The following is a 14,758-nucleotide window of genomic DNA, read 5'->3' as shown; positions in this document are numbered from 1 at the left end:
CAAACTGCCTTACTGTGCCACGCAGTCCACGTAGTACCGCTTCTGACCGGAGGCATCCACCTCTTCCACAAAACCGTGGATATCCGTACCAAAGCCTGGACACTGGCGATGCAGTTCACGCGAGAACTTCAGGAAATCCACAATCGTCTTGTTAAAGGCTTCGCCAGGAATCAGCAGCGGGATACCAGGTGGATAAGGTGTGATCAAGTTGGTGGTCACCCGACCTTCCAGCTGATCAATCTCGACCCGTTCCGTGCGACGCTGCGCAATGCAGGCAAAAGCATCAGCCGGACGCATGACAGGCACTACATCCGACAGGTACATATCGGTCATCAAACGGGCAATGTCATGCTTGGCGTACAACTGGTGCACATGCTGGCACAAATCGCGCAAGCCCATTTCCTCGTAACAAGGATACTGGCGCGCAAACTGCGGCAGAACACGCCAGACAGGCAAGTTGCGGTCGTAATCGTCCTTGAACTGCTGTAGCGCTGTGACCAGAGAGTTCCAGCGGCCTTTGGTAATGCCGATGGTGAACATGATGAAGAAGCTGTACAGGCCAATCTTCTCCACAATCACGCCACGTTGCGCCAGAAACTTGGTCACGATAGAAGCCGGAATGCCGGTTTCACCAAATGTGCCTGTCAGATCCAGGCCGGGGGTAACAATCGTGGCCTTGATCGGATCCAGCATATTGAAGCCATCAGCCAGCGGGCCGAAACCATGCCACTCGCTATGCTCCGCATCGTCCGTAATGATCCAGTCCTCAGGTTTGCCCACACCGTCTTCTGCCAGTGTTGGCGGGCCCCAGACCTTGAACCACCAATCGTCTTCATCAAACTGCGATTCGACCTTGCGCATGGCGCGGCGGAAATCCAGCGCTTCAATAATGCTTTCCTCAACCAGCACACGACCACCGGGTGGCTCCATCATGGCAGCGGCCACGTCGCAAGACGCAATAATCGCGTACTGCGGGCTGGTGCTGGTGTGCATCAGATAGGCTTCATTGAACAAATGACGATCCAGGCTACGGGTGACCGAGTCCTGTGCCAGCACGTGGCTGGCCTGGCTCAAGCCGGCCAGCAGCTTGTGCGTGGACTGGGTGGAGAACACCATGGTTTCCTGCGGGCGCGGACGGTTCTTGCCCATGGCATGGAACTGACCATAGAAAGGATGGAAAGCCGCGTGCGGAATCCAGGCTTCGTCAAAATGCAGCACTTCCACGTAACCATCCACGGCATTCTTGATCACCTGGGTGTCGTAAATAATGCCGTCGTAGGTGGACTGGGTCAGCGTCAGCACACGGGGTTTGACCGTATCGGCATCCAGATGCGAGAGCAAGGGGTGCTTGCGGATCTTCTCACGAATGGTCTCGATATCAAATTCGCTGCGCGCAATCGGGCCAATAATCCCGAAGTGGTTGCGCGTAGGACGCAGAAACACGGGGATAGCCCCCGTCATCACAATGCTGTGCAGGATGGATTTGTGGCAGTTACGGTCCACGACCACCACATCGCCCGGAGCCACGGCATGGTGCCAGACAATCTTGTTGCTGGTGCTGGTGCCGTTGGTTACGAAAAAGCAGTGGTCAGCATTGAAAATACGCGCGGCATTGCGTTCGCTGGCGCCAATGGCCCCGTTGTGATCCAGCAGTTGGCCCAGTTCTTCAACGGCATTGCAGACGTCGGCACGCAGCATGTTTTCACCAAAGAACTGGTGGAAAATCTGCCCGACCGGGCTTTTCAGAAAGGCTACGCCGCCGGAATGACCGGGGCAATGCCATGAATACGAGCCATCCTCGGCGTAATCGAGCAAGGCTTTCAGAAATGGAGGCTTGACGCCTTCCACATAACTGCGCGCTTCACGCACGATGTGGCGCGCCACGAACTCGGGCGTGTCCTCGAACATGTGAATGACGCCTTGCAGCTCGCGCAAGATATCGTTTGGCATATGACGAGCCGTTTTGGTCTCGCCATACACATAGATAGGTACATCGGTATTGCGACGACGCACAGCCCGAATAAAGGCACGTAGATTGACCAGCGCCGGGGCGCTGTCTCCATCTTGCGTGAACTCCTCATCATCGATGGACAAAATAAACGCGCTGGCACGACTTTGCTGCTGGGCAAATTGACTCAGATCGCCATAACTGGTGGTTCCCAACACCTCGAAGCCTTCGGCCTCGATCGCATCTGCTAATACACGAATGCTCAGACCAGACGCATTTTCAGAACGAAAATCCTCATCGATGATCACAATGGGGAATTGATATTGCATGCCATGTCCTTAATACAAGGGAGTGCCGCAGGGGCGGCAAAAAAAGGGAGGGACGTCAGTCGCTTTTGCGCAGCAGATCGTACCGTGTTTCACGTCCCGTCATGTGACACTTGCTTTTCCCTACGTCCTTGGGCATAATTCTACATGTCCCAGGACAAAACAAAAGGCGTGGTGACAGATTGGCTATGTGACGGACTGCAAATCCGTTCAGGTTGGTTCGATTCCAGCACACGCCTCCATCTTGCTTGCATTCAAGACAGACAAAACTGGCCTTCTTTCCGGTTTTGATCACACAGAAAAAGTCGCCATTATGGCGATTTTTTTATTCCCTTTTCCTGCATATCAAATCCTTGTACTACGCGCTGCGGCCAAGCCCTTCCATCGGTTTTGGCCCACCGTTCCAACTTGGCCTGCAATTTAACACAAGCAGGCGCGTGATCTGCGCAAAAAACCCTCTTTTTCGTGCCCTAAAAACATCAATCTGCCCCAAGCGCGCTTTGGGTCTTGCCGCCTGACTTTATGGCTGTTACATGCAGATAGTTTGAGGACAAATTTATTGTCTGAAAATGTCTGTTTTTCACTACGACCTAGAACAAAACCCAGGCCCATCGGCCATTTTCATCCTGTCGGTGGCGCTGGCTTTAAAACCAGTCCCTGGCTAGCGCTGATATGATGGCGGCATTCGCGCACGCTAAACGCCATCCTGCCCGTTTCCAACACGCTGATGGCCGCCTCTGCACTACCTTTATCGGCAAAGCCCTGTACAAGCGGCTTTCTCTGATTTACCGAGATTGTCTGACACCATGAAACTCACCACCTGGAACGTGAACTCCCTGAACGTCCGTCTTCCCCAAGTTCTGGACTGGCTCAAGGCCAACCCCGTAGACGTGCTGTGTCTGCAAGAGCTCAAACTGCCCGACGAGCGTTTTCCCTTGGAGGCTTTTCAGGAAATGGGTTATCACGCTCACTGGGCGGGTCAGAAAACCTATAACGGCGTGGCCCTGATTTCGCGTGAGCCTGGCGCGGATGTGCAACGCAATCTACCCAACTACGAAGACCCACAACAGCGTTTGCTGGCCGCCACGTACCCCTCGCCTGACGGCCCGGTGCGTGTGATCTGTGCCTACTGCCCCAACGGGCAATCGCTGGAAAGCGAAAAGTACACCTACAAGCTGGAATGGTTTGCCGCCTTGCACGACTGGCTGGAAAAAGAATTGCAGCAGTATCCCCGTCTAGCCATTCTGGGCGACTATAATATTGCCCCAGCCGACCAGGACGTTTACGACCCGGTCAAATGGGGAGTCGATGTTCTGGTATCCCCGCCCGAGCGCGCTGCGTTCGAGCGTTTGCTGGCACTGGGCCTGCACGATGCCTACCGTCTGTTTGAGCAAAGCGGCAGCCCCTTTACCTGGTGGGACTATCGTCGTTTTGCATTCCGTCGCGATGCGGGGCTGCGTATTGATCACGCCTTGTTGTCCGACGCGCTCAAGGCCCGTTGCACGGCCTGCGATATTGACCGCGAGCCGCGCGCCAATGAGCAGCCCTCGGATCACGCTCCCGTTACTGCTACCTTGTCTTTTAGCTGACACACTCTTTTCATTATGCAAATTCAAAGCCAAATCATCGAGCAGACTGACTCGGCCTATGTGCTTGAGATCACCTTGGAAGAGGAGCACAAGGTCTGGGCCTATCTGGCCATCAGCGAGCCTGATCTGGATGCGGTCGCCCATATTGTCCCGCCCGAGCAATTCGAAGCCGGTGGCGATGTGCACGTGATGGCCATTGCCCAGCCCGAAGATGCCCCGCAGGAAGTGGAAGACGTTTTGTTCTCCATGAACCCCAATGACACGGTGGTCTTTCTGTGCGCGGACCAAGCCAGCATCCTGGCCGTTTTGAATGAGTTTGGGCAAACCGACCCAAGCAGCAATTAATTCTTTTATAAAAATCTACTTCTAGAGTCTGCTCTCCATGTCCACGAGCTATCCTGGCACCGTCTTTATGGTTGTCGCCCCCAGCGGGGCGGGTAAATCCAGTCTGGTCAACGCCCTTCTGGCCAACGATTCCAACATCATGCTGTCCATCTCGGCCACCACACGTGCCCCCCGTCCCGGCGAGAGCGACGGCCAGCACTACTTCTTTGTGGACAAAGCGCGTTTTGAAAACATGGTCGCAGAAAACGCCATGCTGGAATGGGCCAAGGTGCATGACAACTACTACGGCACGCCCCGCGAACCCATTCAGAAAGCCCTGAATGCAGGCCGTGATGTGCTGCTGGAAATTGACTGGCAAGGCGCCCGCCTGGCGCGTGAACATTTCCCCGAAGCCGTCGGCATTTTCATTCTGCCGCCCTCCTTGCCCACCTTGCAGGCCCGTTTGCGCAAACGTGGACAAGATAGCGAAGAGATCATCGCCCGCCGCCTCGAGGCTGCCGAGCACGAAATCGCCCATGTTCATGACTGTCAATATGCTATTATCAATGAGGATTTTGATACGGCATTACAGCAGCTATTGAGTATTGTGCAGGCCAGTCGTTTGCGCACTGCCACTCAGTCAGTACGGCATCGCCAACTCTTTCAACAATTAGGCGCAGATGCCCTGCTGAATCAGGGCTGATCTCCTTCTTATTACTTTTTGATAACAGGTCTACTATGGCTCGCATCACTATCGAGGACTGCCTGGAGCAAGTCCCCAATCGCTTTAAGCTCACCTTGGCAGCCGCCTACCGTGCGCGCGAACTGGCTCAAGGCCACGAACCACGCCTGGAAAGCAAGAACAAGCCTACGGTTACCGCCCTGCGAGAAATCGCCTCCGGCGCGACCGGTCTGGAAATGCTGCGCAAAGTTCCTACCTGATAGGCACAGGCGGAGCACGGTATGGCATTTTCTGGTTTACGGGGCGCATCGTCTGGGCTGTTGGCCGTCCTTAAAAAAGGTTCACGGCTAGGTCGTCGCAAGCCTAAAGACAAGAACACCCCGGCACTGGCACAAGCTGCCCAGGAAAGTGCCAGTCCTCCTATTGCCTCACTGGCTCCGCTACACAAGATTATCTCGCAGTACCTGGACCCGAAAGATGTAGAACGGGTACGGGAGGCCTATCGTTTCTCCGATCAGGCCCATCTGGGGCAGTTTCGCGCCAGTGGCGAACCCTATATCTCGCACCCCATTGCCGTCACGGAAATCTGTGCCGGCTGGAAGCTGGATACCGATGCCTTGATGTCGGCCCTGCTGCATGACGTGATCGAAGATCAGGACGTCACCAAGCAGGAACTGGCTGAGAAGTTCGGGACCGATGTGGCCGAGATTGTGGACGGCCTGTCCAAGCTGGAACGCCTGGAGTTTGCTACCAAGACACAGCAACAGGCCGACAGCTTCCGCAAGATGCTGCTGGCCATGTCGCGTGACGTGCGCGTGATTCTGATCAAGCTGGCCGACCGCTTGCACAATATGCGCACCCTGGATGCGGTCAAGCCGGAAAAACGCCGCCGCGTCGCCCAGGAAACGCTGGATATTTACGCTCCGATCGCGCATCGCCTGGGCCTGAACGCCCTGTTCCGCGAGCTGCAGGATCGCTGCTTCAAGGCGATCTACCCCAATCGCTACAAGGTGCTGCACAAGGCCTTGCTGGCAGCGCGTGGCAATCGCCGTGAAGTACTGGGCAAGATCACCGAAGCCGTCAAGATCGCCCTGCCTGCTGCCGGGATTGATGCCGAAATTTCCGGCCGTGAGAAGTCGCTCTACAGTATTTTCTGCAAGATGGTCGAGCAGAAAAAGTCCTTTTCGGACGTGCTGGATATTTATGGCTTTCGCGTCATTGTGCATACCCTGCCCGAGTGCTATTTGTCCTTGGGTACGCTGCACCAGCTGTATCGCCCCGTACCGGGCAAATTCAAGGACTACATTGCCATCCCCAAAGTGAATGGCTACCAGTCCCTGCACACTACCTTGATTGGCCCCTACGGCACCCCTGTCGAGTTCCAGTTCCGCACCCGCGAAATGGATCACGTGGCAGAAGAAGGCGTGGCCTCTCATTGGCTGTACAAAGAAGACGACGTCACCCTGAACGATCTGCAAAAGCGCACACACCGCTGGCTGCAATCCTTGCTGGATATCCAAAGCCAGACAGGCGACTCCACAGAATTCCTGGAACACGTCAAAGTTGACCTGTTCCCCGATGCCGTTTACGTCCATACGCCCAAAGGCAAGATTATTTCCCTGCCTCGTGGTGCGACTCCGGTGGACTTTGCCTACAGCATTCACACCGATATCGGCAATCACGCTGTTGCTTCCAAAATCAATGGCGAGTTTGCCCCGCTGCGCACCGAGCTGAAAAGCGGTGACTCGGTAGAGATCATTACCTCTCCCGCCGCTCGCCCAAGCGCTCAGTGGCTGAACTACGTCCGTTCGGGCCGCGCCCGTTCGGAAATCCGCCATTACCTGCGCACGGTTAAATACGAAGAATCCGTGGCTTTTGGCCGCCGTCTGCTGGATCAAGCCTTTGACCAGCTAAGCCTGCCACATGCCACCGACGACGATCCCAACTGGGACAAACTGGCCAAGGGTTCGGGCGCCGCATCCCGTGAAGAAATTCTGGCCGATATTGGCTTGGGCAAACGTTTGGCCGCCGTCGTGGCGCGCCGCTTTGCTCCAGAAAACCCCTTGCTGGAAACCACTGCGGCCGAGTTTGACGAAATTAACGCCAACACTTCTGCACCGATTCTGATTCACGGTAACGAAGGTCAGGCTGTACAGCTGGCACCGTGCTGTGGCCCCCTGCCCGGTGACGCCATTATTGGCGGCATCCGTCTGGGTCACGGTTTGGTTGTTCATATGGCTGAGTGTGCGGTGGCACAACGCGCCCAAGCCAAAGAGCCCGAACGTTGGGTTCCTGTCATGTGGGACAGCAATACCGCCCGCCACCTGTCCACCCGTCTGGATGTCACTGCGATCAACGAGCGTGGTGTTCTTGGCCGTCTGGCTGCTGAAATTACCGATGCTGACTCCAACATCCTGCATATTTCCATGCCGGACGAATCGGCTGCGACCTCGGTACTGCACCTGACCGTTCAGGTTGATAGCCGTACTCACTTGGCACGCGTGATTCGCGCCATCCGTCACGTACCGCAGGTTCAGAAGATTGTGCGTGTGAAGGGCTAAACCCGCTTGCAAACCAGCTTTCAGCCGTACAAAAAACGCCTGCTCAATAGCAGGCGTTTTTTTCAGATCTCATTACCGTGCTCACTGTGCCCTATGTCAGGGCCTCACATACAAGCTGGAATAGCACACAAATAACTCCCATCCGGCTCATGACACCAGATATCACAAAGGCAGAAACAGGGAGACAAGCGACTTACACACCCACGTAAGCCACGCACAGGCCATAGGCCAGCACGCCAGTCAGTGTTGAACCCGCAATGCCACCTGGCCAGCGACGGCCCAGCAGCACCCCTGCCAGACCTGCCAGCAAAGGCGGCAAGTCCAGGGACATATGTTCAGGGCGCAGCAAGGAGATCAGGGACACAACCAGCAAGGACACCACACCTGCCGGGCCAATGGCCCCAAACAGGCGTGGCCAGATCGAAACGCGGCTGGGGTCCACCTTGCCTTGTCGTCCACCCAGACGCAAGGGCAAGTAACGAATCAAAAATGTTCCCAGACCCGCCAGCACAATCATGAGCAGAAAACTCCAATCCATCTCCACTCCTTAAGCGCGGCGCAGGGCCATCAAACCACCGGCCAGCATGCCGACAATAATCGCCAGATACGATGGCAAGAAAGCCATGGCCAGAACAGCCCCTACAGCGGCAGCCACCAACACCGGCAAAGGTGCAGATCGGCGGATTTCCAGCAACAGGGCAAAGAACAAGGCGGGCAAGACAAAACCCAGCGTCTTTTCCAGCACGGGAGATTGACCCAGCAAATCGCTGGCGAAGAAGGCCCCCACGGCGGTGCCCAGCACCCAGGACAGGTAAGAGCCCAGTTGCAAGCCGCAGTACCAGGACTCCTGCTCCTGGGCCGGTTGGCGGGCTACTCCGGCTGCAGAAGCGGCAAAGACCTCATCGGTCAGGCCAGGAGCCATGAACAGACTGGAGACAGTTCTTGGGCCGGTAAAAAAGCCCATCAAGGTTGGGCCATAGAACACATGGCGCAGGTTCATGAGCAGCACAATACCCAAAATGCTGGGATAGGCGGCGCCTGCCACCAGCAGACTGATCAAAATGAACTGACTGGCCCCCGCGTACACGATCAGGGACACCATCACTGCCAGCCAGGGTGACAAGCCCGCGTGCACAGCGGTCAAACCAAAGGAAATCGCGACGGGGACATAGCCCAGGGCGATAGAGGCGCTGTCTCGCAAGCCCCGTCGATATGCCGAACCGATAATCATGAAAAACCTTGCAGGGCCTGCCTAGGCCTGGAATGCACCAATAAAGATGGCGGGGTCCACCCGTGCGTTATTCAGACTGACATTCCAGTGCAAATGAGGGCCAGTCGCACGGCCCGTTGCGCCGGAACGCGCCACCACATCACCCCTGCTGACACGATCACCTACGCGCACATCAAAAGCCGACAAGTGACAAAACATGGTGATCAGGCCCTGACCATGATCCACAAATACGGTTTTACCGTTAAAGAAGTAATCCGCCACAATGGTGACGATCCCGTCAGCGGGCACTTTTACTGCCGTGCCGGTAGGCGCGGCAAAGTCCAGGCCCGAATGTGGATTACGCTCTTCACCATTGAAAAAACGGCGCAAACCAAACGGACTGGTCAAGCGACCCGGTACCGGCTTTTCAAAGACCACATTGCTGGGGCCTTCTGTGCGGAAGCTGGCATATGCCTGCATCTGCTCCTCGTATTCACGCTCAAAACGGGCTTGCTGCTGCGGGTCCGGATTCACATGCGACTTGTTTTTCAGGGTGATGCGCTGCTCGCGGTAACGCTTGCTGCCAACCTGAAACGCTACGCCCGACTGTCCTTGCACGGATATGCTGTACTGGCCTGCTTGGGTTTTCAAGTCCAGTCCGACAATCGCTTTCCAACGCTGATCAGCATCCTGAATCACCAGCACACGGTTGCCATTAAAGTGCACCACCGGCGCTGAGCCACCCGCTCCCAGGTCCAGCACTGCCACCCCGCCTGGCACAGGGCGATGCAAGGTGCGCTCGATAAAGGTGCCCTGCCCAGGCGCAGCATAGGCCAAGTACGGTGCCGTCAGGCCCCAAACAGTTGCGGCGCCTAAAAGGCGCCGCCGTACCAGGGAAATATCAGTGTGATTCATCAGAATGCTCTTTGAAAAACACCCCTGGAGCCTGCTGGCTCCAGGGTTACAGGCTCTGATTCAAGCCGCTTTATTCATTTTCACCTGTGGAGGTCAACTCTTTTTCTGCTTCTGGCAGAATCTGAACCTTCTCTTCCACACGCATGGCTTGCAGAACGGCCTGGGTCTCCGTGCGGGCCATGGCTTGGGTCAACTGTGCTGTCAGCATGTCCAGCCCAGGGTTGCCGGACTTGCCGGGCTCATGGCTCAGAATCTGCACCACGGTGTAGCCCTGGGGTTGGCGATCACCCACATAGGCAGGCAGCTTGTCCACGGGGTTGGCCAGAACCTTGTTCAGCAAGGCTTCGTCCATCTCGGGGAATTCCGCACGGCTCACGGCAAACTGGGCCGAGAAGTTCTCAGGTTCGGCACCCGCTTGCAACTGCTTCAGGTAGTCCTCACCGGCCTGAACCGCCAAGGCAGCCGCCTTTTCACGGCGCAGGTTTTCCTCAGCAATAGTGCGTACTTTATCCAGTGCAGGCACATGAGCCTCGGTAACGTCGGTTACGCGCAGGGCAATCAAGGTGTCAGGCGACACTTCTACAACGCCTGCATTCTTGCGCGAAGCCAGAGTTTCGGCATTGAACAAGGCTTGGCGAACACGGCTGTCATCCAGCACGGCTGCATCAGGGCTCTTGGCGGCAGCCAGCTCACCTTCAACTTGCGAAGCAGGAATCAAACCTTGGCGGCTGATGCCTTCAGCCTGCTTCAGAGTCAGGCCCAAGGCATTGGCGGCGGCTTCCAGATTGTCCTCGTTGTCGTAAACCAGATTGGTCAGCTTGCTGGCCATATCGGCAAAGCGCTCGGAAGCCAGCTGCTTGCGCACTTCGTCCTGCACCTTGCTGCGAGCTTGCTCGAAGGACTCGCCTTGTTCGGGCTGAACTTCGTTACTCTTGAAAATGTGGAAACCGTTGGGGCCTTCAATCACGCCCGACACATCACCTTTTTTCAAGGCAAATACAGCGCTTTCCAGCACGGACGGCCAGGAGCCTTTGCTGATCCAGCCCAGTTCGCCACCTTCACGGGCGCTACCCTCGTCCTGGGAGTTGGCACGGGCCAGGTCGGCAAAGCCTTCTTTATTGGCCTGGGCTTTTTCAGCCAGTTCGCGAGCCTTGGTCTGGGCCGCTTCACGTTCGGTATCGGAGGCACCGGCAGGCAATGTCACCAGAATGTGACTGATGTTCACACGGCCAGCTTGCACGTAACGAGCCTTGTTTTGCTCGTAGTATTGCTTGAGCTGATCGTCGGTAGGCGTCGCCAGATCCTTGGAGGCTGCCGCTTCATTCAGCAGCAAATATTCCACTTTGACTTGCTGGGGCAGTTCCAGTGATTGCTTGTTGGCGTCATACCAGGCTTGCAGATCGGCATCGCTGATCTGAACCTTGGATTCGAAATCACGAGTCAGGAAGCTGCGTGTGCGTACACCACGCTCTTCGGTCAGGGCGATTTCCAGCTTGTTCATCACGCTGGGCAGCATGGAAGAGCTGGCAGCCACGGGACCGAGCACGCGTTGCAGGGCCATCTGGCCGCGCTGGCTTTGCTCGAAATCACGGGTATTGATACCTGCCGAAGCCAGAACCTGGCTGTAAAGGGCGGGCGAGAAAGAACCGTTTTCCTGAAATTCCGGCATAGTGGCGATGTAGTCGCGCAGCGCAATGTCGGAGACGTTAAAGCGAGCGGCAGTAGCCACTTCAATTTGTACACGCTGATCAATCAAGGATTCCAGCAATGCACGACGGCTTTCCAGGCTGTCAGCCTGGGCCAGATCAAAACCGGAAGGATTGTTGCGCTGCATATCGTCCAGCTGCATGCGGCGCGCACGATCAAATTCCTGGGACGTAATGGCGCTATCGCCAACTTTGACAATATCGCTATCGCCCGAAACGTAGCTGGAGTAGCCGCTGACGCCGATCAGTACAAAAGACGGCAGAATCAGCACTAACAGGACCAGCTGCATGACGCGTTGGTTCTTACGGATAATCTCGAACATTAATCATCACCTACTTTCGCTTGCAGCAGGGCGCTGCGGGTGGCGCATCAGGCCGGTGAGCCGGCGCGGCCTGAAAATATACCGTATATGAAAACCGTACAGTGTACAGCCCCGGTTAAAATAGTACATTGGCTTTTTATCACGCCTCTTGCGAGTCCGCCATGTCTTCAATGAATCATCACTGGCCCTACCCTGCTTTGATCGCCCACCGTGGCGCCGGCAAGATTGCCCCGGAGAACACCCTGGCCGCCATTCGGGTCGGTGCCCAGAACGGTTTTCGCATGATGGAGTACGACGTCAAACTGAGCCGTGATGCGGTTCCCGTGCTGCTGCACGATGACGAGCTGGACCGTACTTCCAATGGTCAGGGTATTGCCTCCAGGCTAACCTTGGCCGAGCTGTCCGCCCTGGACTTCGGTGCCTGGCATTCCTCGGCCTACGCCGGGGAGCCCATGCCCACATTAAGTTCGATAGCCGCCTTCACCCTGGCCAATCAGGTTCACAGCAATATCGAAATCAAGCCGACTACCGGGGACGAAGCCGAAACGGGCCGACTGGTCGCCCTGGCCGCCCAAGCCTTGTGGGCGCAGGCCAGCTTGCCGCCGCTGCTGTCGTCCTTTTCTGAAGAGGCTCTGGAAGCAGCCCAACAAGCCGCCCCCACCCTGCCCCGTGCCCTGCTGATTGAAGAAGATGTTCCGGCCGACTGGCCCGAACGTCTGGAGCGTCTGGGCTGCATGGGTCTGAATCTGAATGACCGCTTTGTCACTCAGGCTTTGGTTCAGGCAATTCGACAAAAAGGCTACACCGTGGCTGTCTGGACCGTGAACGATGCCGAGCGGGTGCGCGAACTGCTCGATTGGGGGTGCAATGGCATTTTCACTGATAAAGTCACCACCATTCGCCCCGACACTCTTTAATTAAACCGCAACACCAGGATTTCTCTTGTTCAGTTACCGTCACGCCTTTCATGCTGGCAATCATGCAGACGTGCTCAAGCACGCCACCTTGCTGCATATCTTTAATTACTACGCTCAAAAAGACAGCGCTTTCAGCATCATCGATACCCACTGTGGTGCCGGTATCTATGATCTGGAGCACGACTGGGCGCAAACCAAGGGCGAGTTCTACGACGGCCTGGACCGGGTCTTGCAGCAGGACGACTACCCGGAGCTGGTGGAACACTATATTGATGCCATTGCCGACCTGAACCCGGACGGTACCGCGCGCTACTATCCCGGTTCGCCCTGGCTGGCGCTGGAGCGCTTGCGCACGCAGGACAGCTTTCACGGCTTTGAACTGCACCCATCTGAATTCGAAGTCTTGAGCGACAACGTGGCGCAACTATTCCCCCAGGGAAACCGTCGGGTGCGCCTGTATCCGGAAAATGGGTTTGAACAGTTGGGACGCCTGCTACCGCCGCCCTCACGACGTGCCATCGTGGTAATGGACCCCTCGTACGAGGCCAAATCCGACTACCAGCAGGTCTTGAACAGCGTCAAAAACGCGCTCAAGCGTTTTGCTCAAGCCTGTATTATCGTGTGGTATCCCATTGTGCAGCGGCCCGAAGTACAAGCCTTGCAACGCAAGCTGGAGCAACTGGATACGCCCTGGCTGCATGTCAGCCTGTCGGTTCGTGCTCCGGCCAAAAATGGTTTGGGTTTGCATGGCAGTGGCCTGTTCATCAGCAATCCTCCCTGGACGCTGCTCAAAGCTCTGGAACAAAGCATGCCGTGGTTAACAAAAACGCTGGCCCAGGATGACAAGGCCAGCTTTCAACTTCGTCACTCGGGGCTGTAAGCCGCCCCTTTGCCTTTAGGCCAGGCTCTCGGATTCTTTCATGTAGCGCCACTGGCCCATAGGCAGGTCGCCCAGCACCAGATCGCCAATACGCACGCGCTTCAGACCCACCACTTTCAAGCCGACCAGTTCACACATGCGGCGAATCTGGCGTTTCTTGCCTTCGCGCAAGATGAAACGCAGCTGGTCATCGTTCTGCCAGGACACTTGAGCCGGCAGCAAGGGCTTGCCGTCCAGGCTCAAACCAAAGTTCAGCAGTTCCAGACCACGCTCGCTCAACTTGCCGGTTACACGCACCAGATATTCCTTGTCGATGACCGAGTCTTCGCCAATAATCTGCCGCGCAATACGACCATCCTGAGTCAGAATCAGCAATCCGGTGGAGTCGATATCCAGACGACCAGCCGGCGCCAGACCGCGCAAATGCGCCGGATCAAAGCGTTGACTGCCGCGACCACCCTTGTACTGCGTGGAAGCGCCGATAAGGGAAACCGCATTGCGATAACCGGCTTCGGCTTGCCCCGACACATAGCCCACGGGCTTGTGCAGCAAGATAGTGGCACGTTGGGTCTGACGCTGACGCGCTTGTTTTTCCAGTGTGATTTTCTGATTGGGGTAGGCTTTGCTCCCCAGTTCAGAGACGATTTGACCGTCCACACGAACCCAGCCGCGCTCGATGAAAGCATCCGCCTCACGGCGTGAACACATGCCGCGCTGGGCCATTAATTTTGAGATACGTTCTTTTTCCATGAGCGCTATTTTATGGCTTTGGCGATAATACAGGACATGAAATTTCCCTCCAGCACAAAAAAACCCTGGCATGAGCACGTTCACCCCTCTGCTACCCCCGCTCAAAAGTACTGGCTACACCGTCCCGGCGCCCTGACTGGCGGTCTGCGCCGCTTGGGCAAGGTCGATCTGGAAGTGGTCAGCGAATACGCTTGCCGCTTGAACCCGCAAGAAGCCGCTTTGATTCAAAAGCCGCCAGGCACGCTGGCCTGGATACGCGAGGTGTCCATGGCGGTGGACGGAATCCGCTGCGTGATTGCCCGCAGTTTCACTCCCCTGCCCGCCTCACACAGCGTCTGGCAAGGCATACGGCGGCTGCGTAGCCGTCCGCTGGCCGACATGCTTTATAACGATGCCCAGATACAACGTTCCGCCTTTTTAAGCTGCCGTTTGAATCGCGGCATGAGCTTTTTTCGCACGATTGAGCGCGCCCTGAATCCCAGTGGCGAGCCGGTTCCGCAGGCTCAGCAGATTCTGTCGCGCTGCTCCGTCTTCTGGCGGCACGGTCAACCCCTCCTGGTGGCCGAATCCTTTATGCCAGCCTTCTGGGCACGCGGTGCTACACTGGTTTAGCTCAAATTCAGCATT

The 14,758-nt window shown here is 56.5% G+C and carries 14 protein-coding genes and 1 tRNA gene; 9 read left to right on the top strand and 6 right to left on the bottom strand.

From position 1 onward, the window contains the following. Positions 1–9: 9 nt before the first annotated feature. Positions 10–2,277: an arginine/lysine/ornithine decarboxylase gene (locus tag ACU6HM_RS03840; RefSeq protein WP_021446542.1), complete on the bottom strand. Its 2,268-nt coding sequence runs from the start codon at positions 2,275–2,277 to the stop codon at positions 10–12. Between the two features lie 165 nt (positions 2,278–2,442). On the opposite strand from ACU6HM_RS03840, the gene ACU6HM_RS03835 reads away from it, so the two are divergent. From ACU6HM_RS03835 to ACU6HM_RS03810, 6 genes are all read left to right on the top strand, one after another. Then, positions 2,443–2,516, top strand: a tRNA-Cys gene (locus ACU6HM_RS03835). A gap of 564 nt (positions 2,517–3,080) precedes the next feature. Continuing rightward, on the top strand, positions 3,081–3,863 hold the full coding sequence (xth, locus tag ACU6HM_RS03830; protein WP_250755753.1) for an exodeoxyribonuclease III: 783 nt from the start codon (positions 3,081–3,083) through the stop codon (positions 3,861–3,863). A gap of 15 nt (positions 3,864–3,878) precedes the next feature. Then, positions 3,879–4,208: a hypothetical protein gene (locus ACU6HM_RS03825; protein ID WP_009457104.1), complete on the top strand. Its 330-nt coding sequence runs from the start codon at positions 3,879–3,881 to the stop codon at positions 4,206–4,208. A 37-nt stretch (positions 4,209–4,245) separates the two neighbouring features. Then, complete coding sequence (gene gmk / locus ACU6HM_RS03820; protein WP_021446541.1) at positions 4,246–4,890, top strand: guanylate kinase; 645 nt, start codon at positions 4,246–4,248, stop codon at positions 4,888–4,890. Between the two features lie 35 nt (positions 4,891–4,925). Then, the gene (rpoZ, locus tag ACU6HM_RS03815; RefSeq protein ID WP_003799665.1) at positions 4,926–5,129 is read left to right on the top strand and encodes a DNA-directed RNA polymerase subunit omega; all 204 of its coding nucleotides are present in this window, start codon (positions 4,926–4,928) and stop codon (positions 5,127–5,129) included. Positions 5,130–5,150: 21 nt separating this feature from the next. After that, on the top strand, positions 5,151–7,430 hold the full coding sequence (locus tag ACU6HM_RS03810) for a RelA/SpoT family protein (protein ID WP_009457108.1): 2,280 nt from the start codon (positions 5,151–5,153) through the stop codon (positions 7,428–7,430). A 193-nt stretch (positions 7,431–7,623) separates the two neighbouring features. Here ACU6HM_RS03810 and ACU6HM_RS03805 read toward each other — a convergent pair whose 3' ends face one another. The 4 genes from ACU6HM_RS03805 to ACU6HM_RS03790 form a co-directional block, all read right to left on the bottom strand. Next, positions 7,624–7,968: an AzlD domain-containing protein gene (locus tag ACU6HM_RS03805; RefSeq protein WP_009457110.1), complete on the bottom strand. Its 345-nt coding sequence runs from the start codon at positions 7,966–7,968 to the stop codon at positions 7,624–7,626. A gap of 9 nt (positions 7,969–7,977) precedes the next feature. Next, a complete protein-coding gene (locus ACU6HM_RS03800) occupies positions 7,978–8,661 on the bottom strand; it encodes an AzlC family ABC transporter permease (RefSeq protein ID WP_009457111.1) in 684 nt (227 codons plus the stop codon). 21 nt (positions 8,662–8,682) lie between these two features. Continuing rightward, entirely contained in the window at positions 8,683–9,555 is an 873-nt protein-coding gene (locus ACU6HM_RS03795; protein WP_336971749.1) for a peptidoglycan DD-metalloendopeptidase family protein, read from the bottom strand. A gap of 70 nt (positions 9,556–9,625) precedes the next feature. Then, a complete protein-coding gene (locus tag ACU6HM_RS03790) occupies positions 9,626–11,584 on the bottom strand; it encodes a SurA N-terminal domain-containing protein (RefSeq protein ID WP_021446540.1) in 1,959 nt (652 codons plus the stop codon). A gap of 170 nt (positions 11,585–11,754) precedes the next feature. On the opposite strand from ACU6HM_RS03790, the gene ugpQ reads away from it, so the two are divergent. Together ugpQ and ACU6HM_RS03780 are read left to right on the top strand one after the other, a co-directional pair. Then, complete coding sequence (gene ugpQ, locus ACU6HM_RS03785; RefSeq protein WP_009457115.1) at positions 11,755–12,501, top strand: glycerophosphodiester phosphodiesterase; 747 nt, start codon at positions 11,755–11,757, stop codon at positions 12,499–12,501. Positions 12,502–12,526: 25 nt separating this feature from the next. Next, positions 12,527–13,381 (top strand): 23S rRNA (adenine(2030)-N(6))-methyltransferase RlmJ, encoded by an 855-nt coding sequence (locus tag ACU6HM_RS03780; RefSeq protein ID WP_254499169.1) that lies wholly within the window; start codon positions 12,527–12,529, stop codon positions 13,379–13,381. Between the two features lie 15 nt (positions 13,382–13,396). Here ACU6HM_RS03780 and ACU6HM_RS03775 read toward each other — a convergent pair whose 3' ends face one another. Next, positions 13,397–14,131, bottom strand: coding sequence for a pseudouridine synthase (locus ACU6HM_RS03775; protein WP_009457119.1), 735 nt, complete (start codon positions 14,129–14,131; stop codon positions 13,397–13,399). 36 nt (positions 14,132–14,167) lie between these two features. On the opposite strand from ACU6HM_RS03775, the gene ACU6HM_RS03770 reads away from it, so the two are divergent. Beyond that, positions 14,168–14,743: a chorismate--pyruvate lyase family protein gene (locus ACU6HM_RS03770; protein WP_250755756.1), complete on the top strand. Its 576-nt coding sequence runs from the start codon at positions 14,168–14,170 to the stop codon at positions 14,741–14,743. Positions 14,744–14,758 lie beyond the last annotated feature (15 nt).

The sequence above is a fragment of the Alcaligenes sp. RM2 genome (assembly GCF_052931795.1).
Note: the sequence above shows the minus strand (reverse complement) of the source record. Positions and strands in the feature narration are given on the sequence as shown.

Excerpts from the sequence above, each read along its gene's own strand:
- ACU6HM_RS03790 (WP_021446540.1), bottom strand. The coding sequence starts at position 11,584 with ATGTTCGAGATTATCCGTAAGAACCAACGCGTCATGCAGCTGGTCCTG.
- xth (WP_250755753.1), top strand. The coding sequence starts at position 3,081 with ATGAAACTCACCACCTGGAACGTGAACTCCCTGAACGTCCGTCTTCCC.
- ACU6HM_RS03810 (WP_009457108.1), top strand. The coding sequence starts at position 5,151 with ATGGCATTTTCTGGTTTACGGGGCGCATCGTCTGGGCTGTTGGCCGTC.
- ACU6HM_RS03770 (WP_250755756.1), top strand. The coding sequence starts at position 14,168 with ATGAAATTTCCCTCCAGCACAAAAAAACCCTGGCATGAGCACGTTCAC.
- ACU6HM_RS03840 (WP_021446542.1), bottom strand. The coding sequence starts at position 2,277 with ATGCAATATCAATTCCCCATTGTGATCATCGATGAGGATTTTCGTTCT.
- ACU6HM_RS03775 (WP_009457119.1), bottom strand. The coding sequence starts at position 14,131 with ATGGAAAAAGAACGTATCTCAAAATTAATGGCCCAGCGCGGCATGTGT.
- ACU6HM_RS03825 (WP_009457104.1), top strand. The coding sequence starts at position 3,879 with ATGCAAATTCAAAGCCAAATCATCGAGCAGACTGACTCGGCCTATGTG.
- ACU6HM_RS03805 (WP_009457110.1), bottom strand. The coding sequence starts at position 7,968 with ATGGATTGGAGTTTTCTGCTCATGATTGTGCTGGCGGGTCTGGGAACA.
- gmk (WP_021446541.1), top strand. The coding sequence starts at position 4,246 with ATGTCCACGAGCTATCCTGGCACCGTCTTTATGGTTGTCGCCCCCAGC.
- ugpQ (WP_009457115.1), top strand. The coding sequence starts at position 11,755 with ATGAATCATCACTGGCCCTACCCTGCTTTGATCGCCCACCGTGGCGCC.
- rpoZ (WP_003799665.1), top strand. The coding sequence starts at position 4,926 with ATGGCTCGCATCACTATCGAGGACTGCCTGGAGCAAGTCCCCAATCGC.
- ACU6HM_RS03795 (WP_336971749.1), bottom strand. The coding sequence starts at position 9,555 with ATGAATCACACTGATATTTCCCTGGTACGGCGGCGCCTTTTAGGCGCC.
- ACU6HM_RS03800 (WP_009457111.1), bottom strand. The coding sequence starts at position 8,661 with ATGATTATCGGTTCGGCATATCGACGGGGCTTGCGAGACAGCGCCTCT.